We start from the raw sequence: 22,489 nt of genomic DNA on the forward strand, positions 1-22,489 counted from the left end.
CATTTTGGTAAATAAATTAGGAAATGTGTATATGTTCTGGAAAATATGGAAAAAATAAACCAATACTATGCGTTTTTGAAATCGAGGTTTTCAGAATGAAACCCTTTTTCTTTTTTGTTCTATCAGCCTATAAATAGGCTGTGGAATATAAATTCTATCATAAAACGCTTTATTTGAGGGGTGAATCAGTTGACAGGTCAACTTGTTCAGTATGGACGACATCGCCAACGCCGGAGCTATGCGCGCATTAGCGAAGTGCTCGAATTACCGAATTTAATTGAAATTCAAACCTCTTCCTATCAATGGTTTCTTGATGAGGGCTTAAGAGAAATGTTCCAGGACATTTCCCCTATCGAGGATTTTACAGGAAATCTGTCTCTTGAGTTTATCGATTATAGCCTAGGAGACCCGAAATATCCTGTGGAAGAATCTAAGGAGCGGGATGTAACCTACTCCGCCCCATTACGGGTTAAAGTAAGACTTGTAAACAAAGAGACGGGTGAAGTTAAAGACCAAGATGTCTTTATGGGTGATTTCCCTCTCATGACGGAAACGGGAACGTTTGTTATAAACGGTGCCGAACGTGTTATTGTATCCCAATTAGTACGATCCCCAAGTGTGTACTACAGCGGAAAAGTTGATAAAAACGGAAAGCGTGGATTCACAGCAACCGTTATTCCAAACCGTGGAGCATGGTTGGAATATGAAACTGACGCGAAAGATGTAGTTTACGTAAGAATTGATCGTACAAGGAAGTTGCCGGTAACGGTTCTTTTGCGTGCTCTTGGATTCGGCTCTGATCAAGAAATCATCGATCTTGTCGGTGATAATGAGTATATCCGCAACACGTTGGAAAAAGACAACACTGAAAGCACAGAAAAAGCTTTGCTTGAAATCTACGAGCGTCTTCGTCCCGGCGAGCCGCCTACAGTAGAAAATGCGAAAAGTTTGCTTGTTTCACGTTTCTTCGATCCGAAGAGATATGACTTAGCAAATGTTGGACGCTATAAAATTAATAAGAAACTTCATATAAAAAATCGTCTTTTCAACCAAAAAGTAGCTGAAACTTTGGTGGATCCTGAAACAGGAGAGATCTTAGTTGAAAAAGATACTGTGTTGGATCGCCGTACTCTCGATAAAATTATCCCATACTTAGAAAATGGGATCGGCTTCAAAACGTACAACCCTGTTGGGGGAGTAGTTGAAGAAGACGTACTGGTTCAAAACGTTAAAATCTATGCTCCTAGCGATGCTGAGGGTGAAAAAGTGATTAACGTTATCGGCAATGCATATGTGGAAAAGAAAATTAAAAATATCACTCCTGCTGATATTGTAGCTACCATTAGTTACTTCTTTAACTTACTGCATGGCGTTGGTGATACGGATGACATCGATCACTTAGGTAACCGTCGTCTGCGTTCTGTTGGTGAGCTACTACAAAATCAATTCAGAATTGGATTGTCACGTATGGAGCGTGTGGTTCGTGAAAGAATGTCCATTCAGGACACAAACACGATTACGCCGCAACAGCTTATTAACATTCGTCCAGTTATTGCATCAATTAAGGAATTCTTCGGAAGCTCTCAGTTGTCACAGTTCATGGATCAAACGAATCCACTTGCTGAATTGACACACAAACGTAGATTGTCTGCATTAGGGCCTGGTGGTTTAACAAGGGAACGTGCCGGAATGGAAGTTCGTGACGTTCACTATTCCCACTATGGACGTATGTGCCCAATCGAAACGCCTGAGGGACCAAACATTGGTTTGATTAACTCCCTATCTACATTTGCAAAAGTAAATCCATACGGCTTCATTGAAACGCCGTATAGAAGAGTCGACCCTGCTACTGGCAAGGTTACGGATCGAATGGATTACTTGACTGCTGATGAAGAGGATCTATATGTAGTGGCGCAGGCAAATGCCCCATTAACAGAAGATGGCGAGTTTATGAACGAAGAAGTTGTAGCTCGTTTCCGTGGTGAAAACACAGTAGTTAAACGTGATCGCGTTGACTATATGGACGTATCGCCTAAACAGGTTGTATCAGCTGCGACAGCTTGTATCCCATTCTTAGAAAACGATGACTCCAACCGTGCCCTTATGGGAGCGAACATGCAACGTCAAGCCGTTCCGCTTATTCGCCCGCAGGCTCCAATTGTTGGTACTGGTATGGAATACGTTTCAGGGAAAGATTCCGGTGCTGCAGTTATTTGTAAGCACGATGGAATTGTTGAGCATGTGGAAGCCAGAGAAATCTGGGTAAGACGTGTTACTGTAGTAGATGGTCAAGAGGTAAAAGGTAATCTTGATAAATACCGTACCCTTAAATTCATTCGTTCCAACCAAGGAACATGTTATAACCAACGTCCGATTGTTAAATCAGGAGACCGTGTTGTTAAAGGAGAAATCCTAGCAGATGGTCCGTCCATGGAGCTTGGCGAATTGGCATTGGGTCAAAACGTCCTTGTTGCCTTCATGACATGGGATGGTTATAACTATGAGGATGCCATCATTATGAGTGAACGTCTTGTAAAAGACGATGTATATACTTCTATTCATATTGAAGAATATGAATCTGAAGCTCGTGATACAAAACTTGGACCAGAAGAAATTACACGTGATATTCCGAACGTTGGGGAAGATGCCCTTCGTAATTTGGATGACCGTGGAATTATTCGAATTGGTGCCGAAGTTAAAGACGGCGACCTTCTTGTTGGTAAAGTGACTCCTAAAGGGGTAACAGAACTGACAGCCGAAGAGAGATTATTACATGCAATCTTTGGTGAGAAGGCTCGTGAAGTTCGTGACACATCTCTCCGTGTACCACATGGCGGCGGCGGAATTGTCCACGATGTTAAAGTCTTTACACGTGAAGACGGCGATGAACTGCCACCAGGTGTAAACCAACTGGTACGTGTGTACATCGTTCAAAAACGTAAAATCCATGAAGGAGATAAAATGGCCGGTCGTCACGGTAACAAAGGGGTTATATCCCGAATTTTACCTGAAGAAGATATGCCTTTCCTTCCAGATGGAACACCTGTCGATATCATGTTGAACCCTCTAGGGGTACCATCACGTATGAATATCGGTCAGGTATTGGAATTACACTTAGGTATGGCTGCAAGACAACTTGGAATTCATGTAGCAACTCCTGTATTTGATGGTGCTCGTGAAGAAGATGTTTGGGATACAATCGAAGAAGCTGGTATGGCTCGCGATGCGAAAACAATTCTTTATGACGGAAGAACTGGAGAACCATTTGATAACCGTGTTTCCGTTGGTGTCATGTATATGATCAAACTGGCTCACATGGTTGACGATAAACTTCATGCTCGTTCAACAGGACCTTACTCACTTGTTACGCAACAGCCATTGGGCGGTAAAGCTCAGTTCGGCGGTCAGCGTTTTGGTGAGATGGAAGTTTGGGCACTTGAAGCATATGGTGCTGCATACACTCTTCAAGAAATTCTTACAGTTAAATCTGATGACGTCGTTGGTCGTGTGAAAACTTATGAAGCAATTGTAAAAGGTGACAATGTACCTGAACCGGGTGTTCCTGAATCATTCAAAGTATTAATTAAGGAACTTCAAAGTTTAGGTATGGATGTTAAGATTCTTTCTGGTGATGATAAAGAAATTGAAATGCGTGATCTGGAAGATGATGACGATATTCACCAAGCAGATACATTAACCATAGATCCTGATGTGAAAAGTCCCGAATCAGAAACAGTTGGTACAATCGAGTAACCTTAGTGATATTGGGATACGGAAAGGGAGGTAGGCCCCTTGTTGGATGTAAACAATTTTGAATATATGAAAATAGGCCTTGCTTCGCCGGATAAGATTCGCTCTTGGTCTTTCGGAGAAGTGAAAAAGCCAGAAACTATTAACTACCGTACACTTAAACCTGAGAAAGATGGTTTGTTCTGTGAGCGCATTTTCGGTCCTACAAAGGACTGGGAATGCCACTGCGGTAAATATAAAAGAGTACGCTACAAAGGTGTTGTTTGTGACCGTTGTGGTGTAGAAGTTACCAGAGCTAAAGTGAGACGTGAGCGTATGGGTCATATTGAATTGGCCGCTCCCGTTTCTCATATTTGGTACTTTAAAGGAATTCCAAGCCGTATGGGCCTTGTTCTTGACATGTCACCACGTGCTTTGGAAGAAGTAATCTATTTCGCATCTTACGTTGTTACAGAAGCTGGAGATACTGCTTTGGAAAGAAAGCAACTATTGTCCGAAAAAGAATACCGTGCTTATCGTGATAAATACGGTAATAAGTTCCAAGCTGGCATGGGTGCAGAATCCATTAAAAAGCTTCTTCAGGATGTTGACCTTGTCAAAGAGGTAGAATCCCTAAAAGAAGAGCTTAAAACAGCTCAAGGACAACGCCGTACACGTGCGATCAAACGCCTTGAAGTATTGGAAGCATTCCGTCATTCCGGAAATGAACCTTCCTGGATGATTCTGGATGTGCTTCCGGTTATCCCTCCTGAGCTTCGTCCAATGGTTCAATTGGATGGTGGCCGTTTTGCAACATCTGACTTGAATGACCTTTACCGCAGAGTAATCAACCGTAACAATCGTTTGAAACGTCTGCTTGATTTAGGCGCACCAAGTATCATTGTTCAAAACGAAAAACGTATGCTTCAGGAAGCAGTTGATGCGTTGATTGATAACGGAAGACGCGGCCGTCCTGTAACAGGACCGGGTAATCGTCCGTTGAAATCCTTGTCTCATATGCTTAAAGGGAAACAAGGTCGTTTCCGTCAAAACTTACTTGGTAAACGTGTTGACTATTCCGGTCGTTCCGTTATCGTCGTAGGACCAAACTTAAAAATGTATCAATGTGGTTTGCCAAAAGAAATGGCAATCGAACTATTCAAGCCTTTCGTTATGAAAGAACTTGTTGAAAAAGGATTAGCGCATAACATTAAATCTGCTAAGAGAAAGATCGAAAGACATTCTCCAGATATTTGGGATGTGCTGGAAGAGGTAATCAGGGAGCATCCAGTTCTATTGAACCGTGCCCCAACACTTCACCGTCTTGGAATCCAGGCGTTCGAACCGACATTAGTTGAAGGTAGAGCTATTCGACTTCATCCGTTAGTATGTACAGCTTATAACGCTGACTTTGACGGTGACCAAATGGCTGTTCACGTACCTTTATCTGCAGAAGCACAAGCAGAAGCCCGTCTATTGATGTTGGCTGCGCAAAATATCCTTAACCCTAAGGATGGAAAACCGGTTGTTACTCCATCACAGGATATGGTTCTTGGTAACTACTATCTGACTATGGAAAGACCAGGTGCAGTTGGAGAAGGTATGATCTTCAACGATACGAACGAAGCTGTACTTGCCTATCAAAATGGGTATGTACATTTACACACTCGTGTGGCTGTACATGCAAGTTCTCTAAATAACGAAACGTTTACTGAAGAACAGAACAAGCAATTGTTGCTGACTACTGTTGGTAAATTAATATTCAATGAAATTCTTCCTGAAACGTTCCCTTATATCAATGAACCTACAAGATTTAATCTGGAAGAGAAAACTCCGGAACAATACTTTGTAGAAAAGGGAGCAAACGTGAAGGAAATCTTTGCAACTCGCGAAAGAATCCAACCGTTCAAGAAGAAGATTCTTGGTAATATTATTGCCGAAGTCTTTAAACGTTTTAAAATAACAGAAACATCCAAAATGCTTGACCGCATGAAGGATCTCGGATTTAAATATTCAACTCGTGCAGGTATTACTGTAGGGGTTGCAGATATCGTCGTTTTACCAGAGAAACAAGAAATTCTTGATAAAGCACAAAGTAAAGTAGACAGTGTCATGAAACAATTCAGACGTGGTTTAATCACTGAAGAAGAACGTTATGACCGTGTTATCTCCATCTGGAGTGAAGCAAAAGATGTTATCCAAAGCAAACTGATGGCATCCCTGCATCACTTGAATCCAATCTTTATGATGAGTGATTCCGGAGCCCGTGGTAACGCATCTAACTTTACACAGCTTGCTGGTATGCGTGGTTTGATGGCCAACCCGGCTGGTCGTATCATTGAGCTCCCAATTAAATCAAGTTTCCGTGAAGGCTTAACCGTATTGGAATACTTCATCTCCACACACGGTGCGCGTAAAGGTCTTGCCGATACAGCGCTAAAAACTGCCGATTCAGGTTACTTAACAAGACGTTTGGTTGACGTTGCACAGGATGTTATCGTTAGAGAAGATGACTGTGGAACAGACCGCGGCTTGGAAGTAAGAGCGTTGAAAGATGGTACTGAAATTATTGAAAGCCTTGAAGAACGTTTAGTTGGACGTTATGCAAGGAAGAAAGTTAAACACCCTGAAACAGGTGAAGTTCTGATTAATGAGAATGAAATCTTCACAGAAGATATGGCTCAAAAAATCGAGGAACTTGGCATTGAGGAAGTAACGATTCGCTCTGCTTTCACATGTAATACTCGCCATGGTGTATGTAAAAAATGTTACGGACGTAACCTTGCAACTGGTCAAGAGGTTGAAGTGGGTGAAGCAGTTGGTATTATCGCGGCTCAATCCATCGGTGAACCTGGTACACAGTTAACAATGCGTACATTCCATACAGGTGGGGTTGCCGGAGACGATATCACACAAGGTCTTCCGCGTATTCAGGAGTTGTTTGAAGCACGTAATCCTAAAGGGCAAGCAGTTATTGCTGAAATCGAAGGTACGGTTACAGCGATTAATGAAGTCCGTGACAAACAGCAAGAGATTACTATTCAAGGTGCAGTAGAAAGCCGTTCTTACACAGCTCCATACTCTGCTCGCTTGAAGGTAAATGTTAATGATTCCGTTGTTCCAGGTCAGGAGCTAACAGAAGGTTCAATCGATCCGAAAGAACTTCTGAAAGTAACAAATGTACGTTCCGTACAGGAATACCTGTTAAAAGAAGTGCAAAAAGTATACCGTATGCAAGGGGTAGAAATTGGCGACAAACACGTAGAAGTAATGGTACGTCAAATGCTTAAGAAAATACGTGTTATCGATGCTGGTGAAACAGATGTATTACCAGGTACATTACTTGATATCCATCAATTCACTAAAGCTAACCACGAAGCTCTGCTTAAGGGTAAAAACCCGGCAACGGGACGCCCACTCTTACTTGGTATTACAAAAGCATCTCTTGAAACAGATTCATTCTTGTCCGCAGCATCCTTCCAGGAAACTACACGTGTCCTTACAGATGCAGCGATTAAAGGGAAACGTGATGAATTGCTTGGCCTTAAAGAGAACGTTATTATTGGTAAGTTGATACCTGCAGGTACAGGTATGCACCGTTACCGTAAAGCAGTACCGGTATTAGCTGATAAAACAGAAGAAACGGTACCAGCTGAATAATCGATTCTTTATTTAGAAGATCTAGTAGAAGATCTAGCCGGATTGTCCATCCGGCTAATCTTTTATATAGAATGTATAACGTAAGTAGACAAATTATTTTCAGTACGAATGTTGACATTCATGAATTAAAAGTGTTACTATAGCAAAGGTGCTCCTATTAACCTGTTACTTTGGAGGATATTAATGATGTCTTATGAAAAAGTATCTCAGGCCAGAAACCTGATAATAGGGACGAAACAAACAGTGAAAGCTCTCCGAACAGGGAATGCCGAAGCAGTTATTATTGCTCTGGATGCTGATTCAAGTGTCACATCGAAAGTAATTGACGCTGCCAATGAATTTTCGGTTCCAATCGATTATGTAGATTCTATGAGGTTGCTCGGGAAAGCATGCAAAATTGATGTTGGAGCAGCAGCTGTTGTCATTATGAAATAGAAAAACTGTTTTTGCAGTTGATGCAAAAACTTTGTTTTTACCCTTTTATGAACCACCTGGATGTGTGGGACTAGGGGAACCAATTTTGAAGGGAGGAAACATCATGCCAACTATTAACCAATTGGTACGTAAGCCACGTAAATCTAAAGAAGAAAAATCAAAGTCTCCAGCTTTGAATAAAGGTTACAATAGCTTCAAGAAATCCCAAACAAACGTATCATCTCCACAAAAACGTGGGGTATGTACTCGTGTTGGTACAATGACTCCAAAGAAACCAAACTCCGCGTTACGTAAATATGCGCGTGTACGTTTGACTAATGGAATCGAGGTTACTGCTTACATTCCTGGTATCGGCCACAACTTACAAGAACACAGTGTTGTACTAATCCGTGGAGGACGTGTAAAAGACCTTCCAGGGGTACGTTACCACATCGTGCGTGGCGCTCTTGATACTGCAGGTGTTAACAACCGTATGCAAGGTCGTTCTAAATACGGTACGAAAAAACCTAAAGCAGCTAAAAAATAATTCTTATCAAAATAATTACTTCTTGAAAGGAGGAACAAAATATGCCTCGTAAAGGACCTGTTTCAAAAAGAGATGTATTACCTGATCCGATATATAATTCCAAGCTTGTAACAAAATTGATCAACAAAATGATGATTGATGGAAAAAGAGGGACTTCCCAAAAAATCCTTTATGCTTCTTTCGATATCGTAAGAGAGCGTACTGGTAACGATCCAATGGAAGTTTTCGACCAAGCTCTAAAAAATATCATGCCAGTTCTAGAAGTTAGAGCACGCCGTGTAGGTGGAGCTAACTACCAAGTACCAGTTGAGGTTCGCCCTGACAGACGTACTACTCTAGGACTTCGTTGGTTAGTAAACTATGCTCGTCTTCGTGGTGAAAAAACTATGGAAGAGCGTTTAGCTAACGAAATCATGGATGCAGCTAATAACACAGGCGCTTCTGTTAAGAAACGTGAAGATACACATAAAATGGCTGAAGCTAACAAAGCTTTCGCTCACTATCGTTGGTAAAATCAAAACTATTAAAAATCTATATTCACAAGGAAGGAGAAAGACCCAATGGCTAGAGAGTTCTCCTTAGAAAAAACTCGTAATATTGGTATCATGGCTCACATCGATGCTGGTAAAACGACTACTACTGAGCGCGTTCTTTACTACACAGGTCGTATCCACAAAATTGGAGAAACTCATGAAGGTGCATCACAAATGGACTGGATGGAGCAAGAACAAGAACGTGGAATCACGATTACATCTGCTGCAACAACAGCATCTTGGAAAGAACACCGCGTAAATATCATCGACACACCAGGACACGTAGACTTCACAGTAGAAGTTGAACGTTCCCTACGTGTACTAGATGGTGCTGTAGCAGTACTAGATGCACAATCCGGTGTTGAACCACAAACTGAAACAGTTTGGCGTCAAGCTACAACTTACGGAGTACCACGTGTTGTTTTTGTTAACAAAATGGACAAAATCGGTGCGGACTTCTTATACTCCGTAAAAACTATTCATGATCGTCTACAAGCGAATGCACATCCAATTCAGTTACCAATCGGTGCTGAGGATGATTTCGAAGCGATCATCGACTTAGTAGAAATGAACGCAGTATTCTATGGTAACGACCTTGGTACTGATATCCAAGTTCGTGAAATTCCTGAAGAGCATATGCCTTTAGCAGAAGAATACCGCGAAAAATTAATTGAAGCAGTAGCAGAACTTGATGAAGAATTAATGGAAAAATACCTTGGTGGTGAAGAAATCACTAAAGAGGAATTAAAAGCAGCTATCCGTAAAGGTACTGTAAACGTTGAATTCTACCCAGTTATCTGTGGTTCTGCATTCAAAAACAAAGGTGTTCAGTTAATGCTAGACGCTGTTATCGACTACCTTCCATCTCCATTAGACGTACCTGCAATCAAAGGTATTCTACCGGATACAGATGAAGAAGTTGAACGTCATGCTGACGACAGCGAGCCATTCTCTGCGCTTGCTTTCAAAGTTATGACTGACCCTTATGTTGGTAAATTAACATTCTTCCGTGTATACTCTGGTACTTTGAGCTCCGGTTCTTATGTACAAAACTCTACTAAAGGAAAACGTGAGCGTGTAGGACGTATCCTGCAAATGCATGCGAACTCCCGTCAAGAGATCTCAGAAGTATACGCTGGAGATATCGCCGCTGCTGTAGGTCTAAAAGACACTACAACTGGAGATACTCTATGTGAAGAAAAGAACCTGGTTATCTTGGAATCAATGGAATTCCCTGAGCCAGTTATCTCTCTTTCAATCGAACCTAAATCTAAAGCAGACCAAGACAAAATGTCTACTGCTCTTCAAAAGCTTCAAGAGGAAGATCCAACTTTCCGTGCTCATACTGACCAAGAAACTGGTCAAACGATCATCGAAGGTATGGGTGAGCTTCACTTAGATATTCTTGTAGACCGTATGCGTCGTGAATTTAAAGTAGAAGCTAATGTTGGTGCACCTCAGGTTGCTTACCGTGAAACTTTCCGTACATCTGCACAGGTTGAGGGTAAATTTGCTCGTCAATCCGGTGGACGTGGACAATACGGTCACGTTTGGATCGAGTTCTCACCTAACGAAGAAGGTAAAGGATTCGAGTTTGAAAATGCTATCGTTGGTGGTGTAGTACCACGTGAATACGTGCCTGCTGTACAATCTGGTCTAGAAGACGCTCTTGACCGCGGTGTACTTGCTGGTTACCCATTAATCGATATCAAAGCAAAACTGTTTGATGGATCTTACCATGACGTTGACTCCTCTGAGATGGCGTTTAAAGTAGCTGCATCCTTAGCTCTTAAAAATGCAGCGAAAAAATGTGATCCAGTTATCCTTGAGCCAATGATGAGTGTTGAAGTTGTTATCCCTGAAGAGTACATGGGTGACATCATGGGTAACATCACTGCTCGTCGTGGACGTGTAGAAGGTATGGAAGCTCGTGGTAACGCACAAGTTGTACGTGCTATGGTACCTCTATCTGAAATGTTCGGTTACGCAACAACATTGCGTTCCAACACTCAAGGACGCGGCGTATTCTCTATGACTTTCGATCATTATGAAGAAGTTCCTAAGAGCATCGCTGAAGAGATTATCAAAAAAAATAAAGGTGAATAATTGATTTTCATTCTTTATTAAAGTATAACTACTTATGTAAGCCAAGATAGAAGACATTGTCAGCTGTCTTGGCACATAGTATAAAAAAACAATTTTCTTATATTAAAGGAGGAAATCCTAAAATGGCAAAAGCTAAATTTGATCGTTCTAAACCACACGTTAATATCGGAACAATCGGTCACGTTGACCATGGTAAAACAACTTTAACAGCTGCAATCACTTCTGTACTTGCAAAAGTAGGTGGAGCTGAAGCTCGCGCTTACGACCAAATCGATGGTGCTCCAGAAGAAAGAGAACGTGGAATCACAATCTCTACTGCACACGTTGAATATGAAACAGAAAGCCGTCACTATGCACACGTTGACTGCCCAGGACATGCTGACTATGTTAAAAACATGATCACTGGTGCAGCACAAATGGACGGCGGTATCTTAGTAGTATCCGCTGCTGACGGCCCAATGCCACAAACTCGTGAGCACATCCTTCTTTCTCGTCAAGTAGGTGTTCCTTACCTTGTTGTATTCATGAACAAATGTGACATGGTTGATGACGAAGAACTTCTTGAACTAGTTGAAATGGAAATTCGTGACCTTCTTTCTGAATACGAATTCCCTGGCGATGATATCCCAGTAATCAAAGGTTCTGCTCTTAAAGCTCTTGAAGGAGAAGCTGAGTGGGAAGAAAAAATCAACGAGCTTATGGCTGCTGTTGACGAATACATCCCAACTCCAACTCGTGACACTGACAAACCATTCATGATGCCAGTAGAGGATGTATTCTCTATCACTGGTCGTGGTACAGTTGCAACTGGCCGTGTTGAACGTGGTCAAGTTAAAGTTGGTGACGTTATCGAAATCATCGGTCTTGCTGAAGAACCAAAATCTACAACTGTTACAGGTGTAGAAATGTTCCGTAAGCTTCTTGATTACGCTGAAGCTGGTGACAACATTGGTGCCCTTCTTCGTGGTGTAGCACGTGAAGAAATCCAACGTGGACAAGTACTTGCTAAACCAGGTACTATCAACCCACACACTAAATTCAAAGCTGAAGTTTACGTTTTATCTAAAGAAGAAGGTGGACGTCACACTCCATTCTTCTCTAACTACCGTCCACAATTCTACTTCCGTACAACTGACGTAACTGGTGTTGTAAACCTTCCAGAAGGAACTGAAATGGTTATGCCTGGAGACAACATCGAAATGTCTGTTGAACTAATCGCTCCAGTTGCGATCGAAGAAGGAACTAAGTTCTCTATTCGTGAAGGCGGACGTACAGTAGGCGCTGGCGTAGTTTCTACTATTACTGAATAATTATTTTTACTAAAAACAGGCGGGTGTACAACCGCCTGTTTTTTTTTGCTTTTTATTTTTCTAATACCTTGCTTTGGATAGAGATTATTTAAAGATTTGCTGGTAGGTATATGACATGACATACTATTTGCTAGCAATTTCATTTAAAAATAGACATATCATCCCCATTAACTATTACCACATCTAATACGTAATTTCCTCAAACGAGTTAAAAATCAAATGCTGAAAGACGGAGATTAAAAATTACAACTATTTCCGATTAAGTAACTTCCTACCTGGTAGTAAATCAGATACAATAAAGATATGCTAATTTTTTACTGGGGGACAAAGAATGTTAGGAACTTTAAAGTCAATACTTCATCCGCAGGATACGGTAACCGAGAAGAAAAGTATGATGACTAAGACTAATTATATATTGTGGTTTAGTGGATTACTTCTATATAGTACGGTTCTTTTTGGCCTATATGGTTATCTTGGAGTGGGTAGTGAAAATCTTTCTGTATATATGGAGACACTTAAAGAAACCAGATGGGAAATGGCCAAATTTATATTCTTTATAGGGAAAATAGTAGTCGGGATACTATATCCTTTTTTATTTACAATTTTTTTCACGGTCATATTTTGGATTGCTTTTGAAGAAATGTCATTCAGGCGTGTATGGAAGCTTCAACTTATTCCGCTGATTGTCATGCTCTTGGCAAAAACGCTCGAACTTCTATTCATGCTTATTCTTAGAGTGCCTGAGCATTCATCGCCTTTTAGTCTTGGAATCGTCGCACAATTACTCACACACCAAATTTTTTGGATAGAGTTAGCAGCAAATCTAACCATTTTTGTCCTGGTTGCCGGATATTTTCATTATTGGATTTTCCATAAATCTCATCAATATAGTAAAAAGAGAGTAATCATAACCATAACGATATCTTGGTTTATATATATGCTATTAGATGGAACAACCGATACATTAGTAAGAATCATGAAGGTGACTATATGAAATTCATCCTGATGAAGAAAAAAATGTCTCTATTAATATTAATTGCACTGCTGTTCATTCTCGCAAATACAATTATAATCTTTCAAGTAGATAAGGTAGACCGAACCATCCTTATTTCCGATCCGCATATTACCAAAAAGGGAACATTGAAGGAAACGTTAAATGCTGAAGGAAAAACGGAACCATCCGATATATATAAGGTTTTTTATGAAGAGCAAAAGGGTGCGCTTGCTGAGATTATGGTAGAAGAGGGAGATGACGTCTCAGTAGGAATGCCGCTTCTTAACTATAGTAATGGCAATGATAACAGCGCGTTAACCGCTGAATTGGAAGAAGCTAATGTACGTCTCTCAGCACAGAAAGATAAATTAAATGAAGATGTATCCACGCTGCAGGTAGAGATAGAGGAGTATAAGAACTTAAAAACAGATGAGCTAGAGGAAAAACAACCAGGTCTGGATAACACGCGAATAATAGGGTATGAGATAAAAAACATCGAATACGAGATTAAAATGATTGACCTTCAGATAGAGGAAAATAAAACACAGATTGCTATGTTCAATATGGAGAATGAACCCATTATAATAGAAAGTCAAATTGATGGGGTTGTCGTTCAGAAGGATGAATTCAGCAGAACTTCAGACAAGCCTGTATTAACAATCATGAACAAGAGCCCTCTATTCATTAATGCTTTAGTGGGTGAAGATAAGATACAACGAATTAAAGTGGACCAGGAAGTTTTAATCAAACCAAAGCATTTAGATTCTAAAATGATTAAAGGTAAAGTAATAAAGATTAGTGAAATACCGTCTAAACAAGATGATAAGGAAGATAAAAGCTTCTATAAGATATCCATAGAGGCAAATACGAGTGATTCATCGAATGAAGATACAGACAGTACCTTGCTAATTGGTTCGCATGTATCGGCCAAAATCACTTTAAAGGAACTTAATGATGTGTTGGTTCTTCCTAAGAGGACTCTGGCTGGCAATCATGTCATACTCCTTGATAAAGGGAAGCTGATCAAGAAAAAAGTCAAAACTGGTATGATGGTTAATAAGAAAGTAGTTGTAACAAAAGGCCTGAATGAAAAACAAAGAATACTTTCAAAAGGAGATTCAAGTATAAAAGGGGACACCAGATACATAAAGTATGTTAACTTCAATTATATAAATAAGGATGCTTATAAAAAGTTCAGCAAGGATGAGAGTGTTTGGTTATTGGTCCGCGGAATGATTCAGTAGAGCTGTAATAGTAGATCAAATCCGGAAAGAGGATACGTAAGAGTATTCCTCTTTTTTTTTGATTTCTATAGTGAAATTGTTAGTAGAATATTGGAAAGGGGAATGAAAACTTGAAAAAATTATAGGGAGATTGTATACTATAATTCGTGTGATAGAAGAAATTATATTTTACTGTTGCATATCTAAGAAGTATTATGTATAATAGACAATGTTGGTCTTTTCATTGCGATGATGTGGAAGGTTGCTGACACACCCGGCCGCTTTGCCATGGCGCGTGTGTAAGGAGATTTCCACGGAGAATGTCTATTACAAAATAGGCGATAAAGGAGGGAAAATAATGGCAAAACAAAAGATTCGCATTCGTTTAAAAGCATATGATCACAGAATTCTTGATCAATCTGCTGAGAAAATTGTAGAAACTGCAAAACGTTCTGGTGCAGCTGTTTCCGGTCCGATTCCACTTCCGACTGAGAAAAACGTGTACACGATCCTACGTGCGGTTCATAAATACAAAGATTCTCGTGAGCAATTCGAAATGCGCACTCACAAACGTCTAATCGACATTGTAAATCCTACACCACAAACTGTAGATTCACTAATGCGTTTAGATTTGCCATCCGGCGTTGATATTGAAATCAAATTATAATCAGTTTATAAAAATAAAAAGAAAACTCTAGGAGGTGTGACTAATGACCAAAGGAATCTTAGGTAGAAAAATCGGTATGACTCAAGTATTCGCTGAAAACGGTGAACTTATCCCGGTAACAGTTGTTGAAGCAGTACCAAACGTGGTTCTTCAAAAGAAAACAGTTGAGAACGATGGCTACGAAGCTGTCCAACTAGGTTATGAAGATCTTCGCGAAATGCTTTACAACAAACCACAACAAGGGCACGCTGCTAAAGCGAACACTGCTCCTAAGCGCTTCGCTCGCGAAATTCGCGATGCAGACCTCAATAACTATGAGGTAGGTCAGGAAGTCAAGGTAGATCTTTTCGCTGCAGGCGAAATCGTTGATGTAACAGGAATCTCAAAAGGTAAAGGTTTCCAAGGACCGATCAAGCGTCACGGACAATCTCGCGGACCTATGGCCCACGGATCTCGTTACCATCGTCGTCCTGGTTCAATGGGACCAGTTGCTCCAAACCGCGTATTCAAAGGCAAAAAACTTGCTGGACGTATGGGTGGAACTCAAATCACTGTACAAAACCTTGAAATCGTTAAGGTTGATGCAGAACGTAACGTAATCCTTATCAAAGGTAACGTTCCTGGACCTAAAAAAGCTTTACTAAAAATCAAAAGTGCGGTTAAAGCGAACTAATCTATCGAGAAAGGAGGAAAATCGCAATGCCGAAAATTGCTCTTTTAAACCAAGCTGGTTCTCAAGTAGGCGATATCGAGCTTAACGAATCAGTATTTGGTATTGAACCAAATGAGAGTGTTGTAACTGAAGCAATCCTAATGCAAAGAGCGTCTTTGCGCCAAGGAACTCATAAAGTTAAAAATCGTTCTGAAGTACGTGGCGGTGGTCGTAAACCATGGCGTCAAAAAGGAACTGGACGTGCTCGTCAAGGTTCTATCCGTTCCCCACAATGGCGTGGTGGTGGTGTGGTATTCGGACCAACACCAAGAGGCTATGCTTACAAACTTCCTAAGAAAGTACGTCGTTTAGCTATTAAATCTGTACTTTCTGCAAAAGTGAACGAAGAAAACGTAATTGTTCTTGATGCTTTGACTTTCGAAGCACCAAAAACTAAAGAATTCACAGCTGTATTAAAAGGCTTGAATACTGAAAACAAAAAAGCGTTGATCGTAACTGCTGATGTAGACGAAAACGTTGCACTTTCCGGCCGTAATATTCCGGGAGTAACAATCGTTGAAGCTAACGCTATTAACGTATTGGAAGTCGTAGGACATGAGAAATTGATCATGACTAAAGCAGCTGTTGAAAAAATAGAGGAGGTGCTTGGATAATGGAAGCACGTGATATTATTAAGCGCCCCGTCATTACTGAAAGCTCAGCTGACATCATGGCCGACAAAAAATACACTTTTGAAGTTGACGTAAGAGCTAATAAAACTCAAATCAAAGATGCTGTAGAAGAAATCTTTGAAGTAAAAGTTGAAAAAGTTAACGTTATGAACTACAAAGGTAAATTCAAACGCATGGGCAAACATGCTGGATATACAAACAAACGCCGTAAAGCGATTGTTAAGCTAACTGCTGATAGCAAAGAAATCGAATTCTTCGAAGCTTAATTTCTAAAGAAAAGGAGGGACACAACATGGCGATTAAAAAGTATAAACCTACCAGTAATGGTCGTCGCGGAATGACTGTTTCCGATTTCGCTGAAATCACAACGGATCAACCGGAAAAATCATTATTAGCACCTTTACACAGAAAAGGTGGCCGTAACAACCAAGGTAAGTTAACTGTTCGTCATCAAGGTGGCGGCCACAAACGCCAATACCGTATCATTGATTTCAAACGTGATAAAGATGGCATTCCAGGACGCGTTGCTACTATCGAGTACGATCCAAACCGTTCTGCGAACATTGCATTAATCAATTATGTTGATGGGGAAAAACGTTATATTATTGCTCCGAAAAACTTGGTGGTAGGCATGGAAATCATGTCTGGACCAGAAGCGGATATTAAAGTAGGTAACGCTCTTCCATTAATAAACATTCCTGTGGGTACTGTTATCCACAATATCGAGTTGAAACCTGGCAAAGGAGGACAATTAGTCCGCTCTGCAGGAACATCTGCTCAAGTATTAGGTAAAGAAGGACGCTACGTTTTAGTACGTCTTAATTCCGGAGAGGTTCGCATGATCCTTGCTACTTGCCGCGCTACAATCGGTCAAGTTGGTAACGAGCAACACGAACTTATCAACATCGGTAAAGCGGGACGTTCTCGTTGGTTAGGTAAACGCCCTACTGTACGTGGTTCTGTAATGAACCCAGTAGATCACCCACACGGTGGTGGTGAAGGTAGAGCACCTATCGGACGTAAGTCTCCAATGACTCCATGGGGCAAACCAGCTCTTGGATATAAAACTCGTAAAAAGAAAAACAAAACAGACAAATTTATCGTTCGTCGTCGTAAAAAATAACGCGGTTGTACTACGGTTCGCGACTAGAACCGTAGAGCAATCACGAAGGGAGGCACAAACATGGGTCGCAGCCTAAAAAAAGGACCATTTGTTGACGATCATCTCATCAAGAAAGTTGAAGCATTGAATGAATCTGACAAGAAACAAGTTATCAAAACTTGGTCAAGACGTTCTACAATCTTCCCACAATTCATCGGACACACAGTTGCTGTATACGATGGACGCAAACACGTACCAGTCTATGTAACGGAAGACATGGTAGGCCACAAGTTCGGTGAATTCGCACCAACTCGCGCTTACAAAGGTCATGCCGGAGACGATAAGAAAACAAGACGTTAATTAGAGAGGAGGGCATAAAATATGCAAGCAAAAGCTGTTGCTAGAACAGTTCGTATTGCTCCTCGTAAAGCTCGTTTAGTATTAGATCTAATCCGAGGTAAGCAAGTAGGCGAAGCAGTTGCTATTCTTAACTTAACTCCAAAAGCAGCTTCCCCTGTTATCGAAAAAGTATTAAAATCTGCTGTTGCAAACGCAGAGCACAACTACGATATGGATGTTAACTCGCTTGTTGTATCTGAAGCCTATGCTAACGAAGGACCAACACTTAAACGTTTCCGTCCACGCGCAATGGGTCGTGCAAGCGCGATTAACAAACGCACAAGCCACATCACAATCGTTGTATCAGAAAAGAAGGAGGGATAATCCGTGGGTCAAAAGGTAAATCCGGTCGGTATGCGTATCGGGATCATCCGTGATTGGGAATCCAAATGGTTCGCAGAAAAAGACTTCGCTAAACTTTTGCATGAAGACCTTAAAGTACGTGAGTACATTATGAAACGTCTTCACGATGCATCTGTTTCTAAAATTGAAATCGAACGTGCTGCAAACCGCGTGAACATTTCTATCCACACTGCAAAACCTGGTATGGTTATCGGTAAAGGTGGTACAGAAGTAGAAGCGCTTCGTAAAGCACTTAACGAATTAACTGAAAAACGTGTTCATATCAATATCATTGAAATCAAGAGAGCTGATTTGGACGCTAAATTAGTAGCGGAAAATATCGCGCGTCAATTAGAAAACCGTGTATCTTTCCGTCGTGCACAAAAACAAACTATCCAACGTGCAATGCGCGCTGGTGCTAAAGGTATCAAAACACAAGTATCTGGACGTTTAGGTGGAGCTGATATTGCTCGTGCTGAACATTACAGTGAAGGAACTGTTCCACTTCATACTCTTCGTGCTGACATCGACTATGCTACAGCAGAAGCGGACACTACTTACGGAAAGCTTGGAGTAAAAGTATGGATCTATCGTGGAGAAGTCCTTCCTACCAAGAAGAAGTCTGTGGAAGGAGGAAAATAATATGTTATTGCCTAAACGCGTAAAACATCGCCGTGAACACCGCGGAAAGATGAGAGGCCGTGCTAAAGGCGGTACAGAGGTAGCATTCGGTGAATACGGTCTTCAAGCTCTTGAAGCTTCTTGGATCACTAACCGTCAAATCGAAGCAGCTCGTATCGCAATGACTCGTTATATGAAACGTGGCGGTAAAGTTTGGATTAAAATTTTCCCTCACAAACCTTACACTGCGAAACCTTTAGAAGTACGTATGGGTTCCGGTAAAGGGGCACCTGAAGGTTGGGTAGCAGTTGTAAAACCTGGTAAAATTATGTTTGAAATCGCTGGAGTATCTGAAGAGGTAGCTCGTGAAGCCCTTCGTCTTGCAGCTCACAAACTTCCAATCAAATGTAAGTTTGTAAAACGTGAAGAAATTGGTGGTGAAGCAAATGAAATCTAATGAGATCCGTGATTTAACCACTGCCGAAATAGAACAAAAACTTAAAGCACTTAAAGAAGAGCTTTTTAACCTTCGCTTCCAGCTTGCTACAGGACAATTGGAAAACCCTGCGCGTATTCGCGAAGTTCGCAAAGCGATTGCACGTATGAAAACAGTTGTACGTGAAAGAGAGCTCAACGTAAACAATTGATAATGAGAGGAGGTTCACACAATGAGTGAACGCAACCAGCGCAAAGTATACACTGGCCGTGTTGTTTCTGACAAAATGGATAAAACTATCACTGTTGTTGTTGAAACAAAGAAAACACATCCTTTGTATGGCAAACGCGTGAAATACTCCAAAAAATATAAAGCTCATGATGAAAAGAATGAAGCAAAAGTTGGCGATATCGTTAAGATTATGGAAACTCGCCCATTATCCGCAACAAAACGCTTCCGTTTGGTAGAAGTTGTAGAAAAAGCGGTTATCATTTAATATATAAATGTTTCGGATTTAGTAATTCCGAAGGGAGGTTACGCAGATGATTCAACAGGAATCTCGTTTGAAAGTAGCTGACAACTCTGGAGCACGTGAAGTACTTACAATTAAAGTTCTTGGTGGTTCCGGTAGAAAAACAGCTAATATTGGTGATGTAATCGTATGTACGGTCAAACAAGCAACACCAGGTGGCGTTGTTAAAAAAGGTGACGTTGTGAAGGCAGTTGTTGTTCGTACTAAGCGCGGCGTTCGTCGTACAGATGGTTCATACATTCGATTCGACGAAAATGCATGCGTGATTATTCGTGATGACAAGAGCCCTCGTGGAACACGTATTTTTGGACCTGTTGCTCGTGAACTTCGCGACAGCAACTTCATGAAAATCGTTTCACTAGCTCCTGAAGTTCTTTAATAAACGGTGGTATAGACTGTTCAAGGAGGTGCGAATCTCGTGCATGTTAAAAAAGGTGATAAAGTAGTTGTCATCTCCGGCAAGGATAAAGGGAAACAAGGTGTAGTACTTGAAGCATTCCCTAAGAAAGATCGTGTTCTTGTTGAAGGTGTAAATATTGTAAAGAAACACGCTAAACCTTCCCAAACGAATCCACAAGGTGGAATTTTCGAACAGGAAGCAGCAATTCATGTTTCTAACGTTATGATTATTGACCCTAAGACTGGTAACCCTACTCGTGTAGGCTATCAAACAGTCGACGGCAAAAAAGTACGTGTAGCAAAAAAATCAGGTGAATCTTTAGATAAATAAGTCAGAAACGAAGGGAGGTACAACAAGTGAGCCGCCTTAAGGAAAAATATCAAAAAGAAATTACTCCTGCTCTAATGAGCAAGTTTGAATATAGTTCAGTAATGCAAGTTCCTAAACTTGAAAAAATCGTTGTAAATATGGGTGTCGGCGATGCCGTACAAAACGCGAAAGCATTGGACACAGCAGTAGAAGAATTAGCAATGATCACTGGTCAAAAACCAGTTGTAACAAAAGCTAAAAAATCTATCGCTGGTTTCCGTCTTCGTGAAGGCATGGCAATTGGTTGTAAGGTTACTTTACGCGGAGAGCGTATGTATGAATTCCTTGATAAACTAATTGCGGTTTCCTTACCACGTGTACGTGACTTCCGTGGAATCTCCAAAAAAGCATTCGACGGTCGCGGTAACTACACATTAGGTGTTAAGGAACAGTTGATTTTCCCTGAAATCGACTACGATAAAGTAAACAAAGTCCGCGGCATGGACATTGTTATCGTAACTACTGCTAATACAGACGAAGAAGCTCGTGAGCTTCTAGGTCAATTCGGAATGCCATTCCAAAAGTAATCGCTAAATAAGGGAGGCGAAAAAGTGGCTAAGAAATCAATGATCGTGAAACAACAACGTACACCAAAGTTTAAAGTACAAGAGTACACACGTTGCGAGCGCTGTGGCCGTCCGCATTCTGTATACCGCAAATTTAAACTTTGCCGTATTTGTTTCCGTGAACTAGCATATAAAGGACAAATTCCAGGCGTTAAAAAAGCTAGCTGGTAAAACCCGAAAACGGGAAGGAGGTTATCATTGTGGTAATGACAGATCCAATTGCAGATTTGCTAACTCGCATTCGTAATGCGAACATGGTTCGTCACGATAAATTGGAAGTTCCGGCTTCTAAAATGAAAAAGGATGTAGCTGATATCTTGAAACGTGAAGGTTTCATCCGTGACGTAGAATTTATTGAAGATAACAAACAAGGTATCTTGCGTATCTTCTTGAAATATGGTGCTAACAACGAGCGTGTAATCACTGGTATCAAACGTATCAGTAAACCAGGTCTTCGTGTATACGCAAAAGCAGGAGATGTTCCTCGCGTATTAAACGGACTTGGAATCGCAATCGTATCTACTTCTCAAGGTGTTGTTTCTGACAAAGAAGCACGTGCTAAGAAAATTGGCGGAGAAGTAATCGCATACGTATGGTAATAAACATTTCATTGATGAATGGAGGTGCACGAAATGTCCCGCGTAGGTAAAAAACCTGTAGAAATTCCAGCTGGAGTTACAGTTACTTTGAACGGAAATACAGTAACTGTTAAAGGACCAAAAGGTGAATTGACTCGTACTTTTCACGCTGACATCGAAATCAAAGTTGAAGATAATATCGTAACTGTATCCCGTCCAACTGAAGGTAAACTTCATCGTTCATTGCACGGTACTACACGCGCTATCATCGCTAACATGATTGAAGGTGTATCCAAAGGTTTCGAAAGAAATCTTGAGTTGATCGGGGTTGGGTATCGTGCTCAAAAACAAGGTAACAAACTTGTATTGAATGTAGGATACTCTCACCCAGTTGAGATCGAACCAGAACAAGGACTAGAAATCGAAGTCCCTGCTAACACAAAAATCACTATTAAGGGTACTGACAAGGAGCGCGTTGGAGCTTTAGCTGCTAACATCCGTGATGTACGTCCTCCTGAACCTTACAAAGGTAAAGGTATCCGTTATGCTGGCGAACAAGTTCGTCGTAAAGAAGGTAAAACTGGTAAGTAAAGGCCCTAAAGCTTAGGAAAGGAGTG

General features: G+C 40.9%; 26 protein-coding genes. All 26 read left to right on the top strand.

Going from position 1 to position 22,489, the window contains the following annotated elements; translation table 11 throughout:
• Positions 1 to 189: 189 nt before the first annotated feature.
• The 26 genes from rpoB to rplF all read left to right on the top strand — a co-directional run bounded on the left by rpoB (position 190) and on the right by rplF (position 22,463).
• The gene (rpoB, locus tag AC58NB_RS15760; protein WP_497427761.1) at positions 190 to 3,753 is read left to right on the top strand and encodes a DNA-directed RNA polymerase subunit beta; all 3,564 of its coding nucleotides are present in this window, start codon (positions 190 to 192) and stop codon (positions 3,751 to 3,753) included.
• A 39-nt stretch (positions 3,754 to 3,792) separates the two neighbouring features.
• Positions 3,793 to 7,389 carry a DNA-directed RNA polymerase subunit beta' gene (gene rpoC / locus AC58NB_RS15765; protein ID WP_497427762.1) on the top strand — a complete coding sequence of 1,199 codons (3,597 nt, stop codon included), beginning with the start codon at positions 3,793 to 3,795 and terminating at the stop codon, positions 7,387 to 7,389.
• Positions 7,390 to 7,575: 186 nt separating this feature from the next.
• Positions 7,576 to 7,824, top strand: coding sequence for a 50S ribosomal protein L7ae-like protein (locus tag AC58NB_RS15770; RefSeq protein WP_497427802.1), 249 nt, complete (start codon positions 7,576 to 7,578; stop codon positions 7,822 to 7,824).
• A 103-nt stretch (positions 7,825 to 7,927) separates the two neighbouring features.
• Complete coding sequence (gene rpsL, locus AC58NB_RS15775; RefSeq protein ID WP_049672552.1) at positions 7,928 to 8,350, top strand: 30S ribosomal protein S12; 423 nt, start codon at positions 7,928 to 7,930, stop codon at positions 8,348 to 8,350.
• A 41-nt stretch (positions 8,351 to 8,391) separates the two neighbouring features.
• Positions 8,392 to 8,862, top strand: a complete 471-nt coding sequence (gene rpsG / locus AC58NB_RS15780) for a 30S ribosomal protein S7 (protein WP_066103004.1) — start codon at positions 8,392 to 8,394, stop codon at positions 8,860 to 8,862.
• Positions 8,863 to 8,910: 48 nt separating this feature from the next.
• Positions 8,911 to 10,989: an elongation factor G gene (gene fusA, locus AC58NB_RS15785; RefSeq protein ID WP_497427763.1), complete on the top strand. Its 2,079-nt coding sequence runs from the start codon at positions 8,911 to 8,913 to the stop codon at positions 10,987 to 10,989.
• A gap of 122 nt (positions 10,990 to 11,111) precedes the next feature.
• Complete coding sequence (gene tuf, locus AC58NB_RS15790; RefSeq protein ID WP_497427764.1) at positions 11,112 to 12,299, top strand: elongation factor Tu; 1,188 nt, start codon at positions 11,112 to 11,114, stop codon at positions 12,297 to 12,299.
• Between the two features lie 331 nt (positions 12,300 to 12,630).
• Positions 12,631 to 13,293: a hypothetical protein gene (locus AC58NB_RS15795; protein WP_497427765.1), complete on the top strand. Its 663-nt coding sequence runs from the start codon at positions 12,631 to 12,633 to the stop codon at positions 13,291 to 13,293.
• An 11-nt stretch (positions 13,294 to 13,304) separates the two neighbouring features.
• The gene (locus tag AC58NB_RS15800; RefSeq protein ID WP_497427766.1) at positions 13,305 to 14,537 is read left to right on the top strand and encodes an efflux RND transporter periplasmic adaptor subunit; all 1,233 of its coding nucleotides are present in this window, start codon (positions 13,305 to 13,307) and stop codon (positions 14,535 to 14,537) included.
• A gap of 337 nt (positions 14,538 to 14,874) precedes the next feature.
• Complete coding sequence (rpsJ, locus tag AC58NB_RS15805) at positions 14,875 to 15,183, top strand: 30S ribosomal protein S10 (protein ID WP_066102989.1); 309 nt, start codon at positions 14,875 to 14,877, stop codon at positions 15,181 to 15,183.
• 43 nt (positions 15,184 to 15,226) lie between these two features.
• Positions 15,227 to 15,856 (top strand): 50S ribosomal protein L3, encoded by a 630-nt coding sequence (gene rplC / locus AC58NB_RS15810; RefSeq protein WP_497427767.1) that lies wholly within the window; start codon positions 15,227 to 15,229, stop codon positions 15,854 to 15,856.
• A gap of 26 nt (positions 15,857 to 15,882) precedes the next feature.
• Positions 15,883 to 16,509, top strand: a complete 627-nt coding sequence (rplD, locus tag AC58NB_RS15815) for a 50S ribosomal protein L4 (protein ID WP_497427768.1) — start codon at positions 15,883 to 15,885, stop codon at positions 16,507 to 16,509.
• The gene (gene rplW, locus AC58NB_RS15820) at positions 16,509 to 16,793 is read left to right on the top strand and encodes a 50S ribosomal protein L23 (protein WP_066102977.1); all 285 of its coding nucleotides are present in this window, start codon (positions 16,509 to 16,511) and stop codon (positions 16,791 to 16,793) included. The genes rplD and rplW overlap by 1 nt, the downstream gene beginning before the upstream one ends.
• A 26-nt stretch (positions 16,794 to 16,819) precedes the next feature.
• Complete coding sequence (rplB, locus tag AC58NB_RS15825; RefSeq protein ID WP_497427769.1) at positions 16,820 to 17,650, top strand: 50S ribosomal protein L2; 831 nt, start codon at positions 16,820 to 16,822, stop codon at positions 17,648 to 17,650.
• Positions 17,651 to 17,710: 60 nt separating this feature from the next.
• Entirely contained in the window at positions 17,711 to 17,989 is a 279-nt protein-coding gene (gene rpsS, locus AC58NB_RS15830) for a 30S ribosomal protein S19 (protein WP_497427770.1), read from the top strand.
• Positions 17,990 to 18,010: 21 nt separating this feature from the next.
• The gene (gene rplV / locus AC58NB_RS15835) at positions 18,011 to 18,352 is read left to right on the top strand and encodes a 50S ribosomal protein L22 (RefSeq protein ID WP_497427771.1); all 342 of its coding nucleotides are present in this window, start codon (positions 18,011 to 18,013) and stop codon (positions 18,350 to 18,352) included.
• 3 nt (positions 18,353 to 18,355) lie between these two features.
• A complete protein-coding gene (rpsC, locus tag AC58NB_RS15840; protein ID WP_497427772.1) occupies positions 18,356 to 19,012 on the top strand; it encodes a 30S ribosomal protein S3 in 657 nt (218 codons plus the stop codon).
• A 1-nt stretch (position 19,013) separates the two neighbouring features.
• Positions 19,014 to 19,448 carry a 50S ribosomal protein L16 gene (rplP, locus tag AC58NB_RS15845; protein WP_497427773.1) on the top strand — a complete coding sequence of 145 codons (435 nt, stop codon included), beginning with the start codon at positions 19,014 to 19,016 and terminating at the stop codon, positions 19,446 to 19,448.
• Positions 19,438 to 19,638 (top strand): 50S ribosomal protein L29, encoded by a 201-nt coding sequence (rpmC, locus tag AC58NB_RS15850; RefSeq protein ID WP_066102959.1) that lies wholly within the window; start codon positions 19,438 to 19,440, stop codon positions 19,636 to 19,638. The genes rplP and rpmC overlap by 11 nt, the downstream gene beginning before the upstream one ends.
• 21 nt (positions 19,639 to 19,659) lie before the next feature.
• Entirely contained in the window at positions 19,660 to 19,923 is a 264-nt protein-coding gene (rpsQ, locus tag AC58NB_RS15855; protein WP_497427774.1) for a 30S ribosomal protein S17, read from the top strand.
• A gap of 46 nt (positions 19,924 to 19,969) precedes the next feature.
• Positions 19,970 to 20,338: a 50S ribosomal protein L14 gene (rplN, locus tag AC58NB_RS15860; protein WP_066102954.1), complete on the top strand. Its 369-nt coding sequence runs from the start codon at positions 19,970 to 19,972 to the stop codon at positions 20,336 to 20,338.
• Between the two features lie 39 nt (positions 20,339 to 20,377).
• Positions 20,378 to 20,689, top strand: a complete 312-nt coding sequence (gene rplX, locus AC58NB_RS15865) for a 50S ribosomal protein L24 (protein WP_497427775.1) — start codon at positions 20,378 to 20,380, stop codon at positions 20,687 to 20,689.
• A 26-nt stretch (positions 20,690 to 20,715) separates the two neighbouring features.
• Positions 20,716 to 21,255, top strand: coding sequence for a 50S ribosomal protein L5 (gene rplE / locus AC58NB_RS15870; RefSeq protein WP_497427776.1), 540 nt, complete (start codon positions 20,716 to 20,718; stop codon positions 21,253 to 21,255).
• 24 nt (positions 21,256 to 21,279) lie between these two features.
• The gene (rpsN, locus tag AC58NB_RS15875; protein ID WP_053591330.1) at positions 21,280 to 21,465 is read left to right on the top strand and encodes a 30S ribosomal protein S14; all 186 of its coding nucleotides are present in this window, start codon (positions 21,280 to 21,282) and stop codon (positions 21,463 to 21,465) included.
• Between the two features lie 29 nt (positions 21,466 to 21,494).
• Positions 21,495 to 21,893, top strand: a complete 399-nt coding sequence (gene rpsH, locus AC58NB_RS15880) for a 30S ribosomal protein S8 (RefSeq protein ID WP_497427777.1) — start codon at positions 21,495 to 21,497, stop codon at positions 21,891 to 21,893.
• A 33-nt stretch (positions 21,894 to 21,926) separates the two neighbouring features.
• On the top strand, positions 21,927 to 22,463 hold the full coding sequence (rplF, locus tag AC58NB_RS15885; protein ID WP_497427778.1) for a 50S ribosomal protein L6: 537 nt from the start codon (positions 21,927 to 21,929) through the stop codon (positions 22,461 to 22,463).
• Positions 22,464 to 22,489: the final 26 nt, after the last annotated feature.

This window comes from Pradoshia sp. TA40_28 (assembly GCF_059694525.1).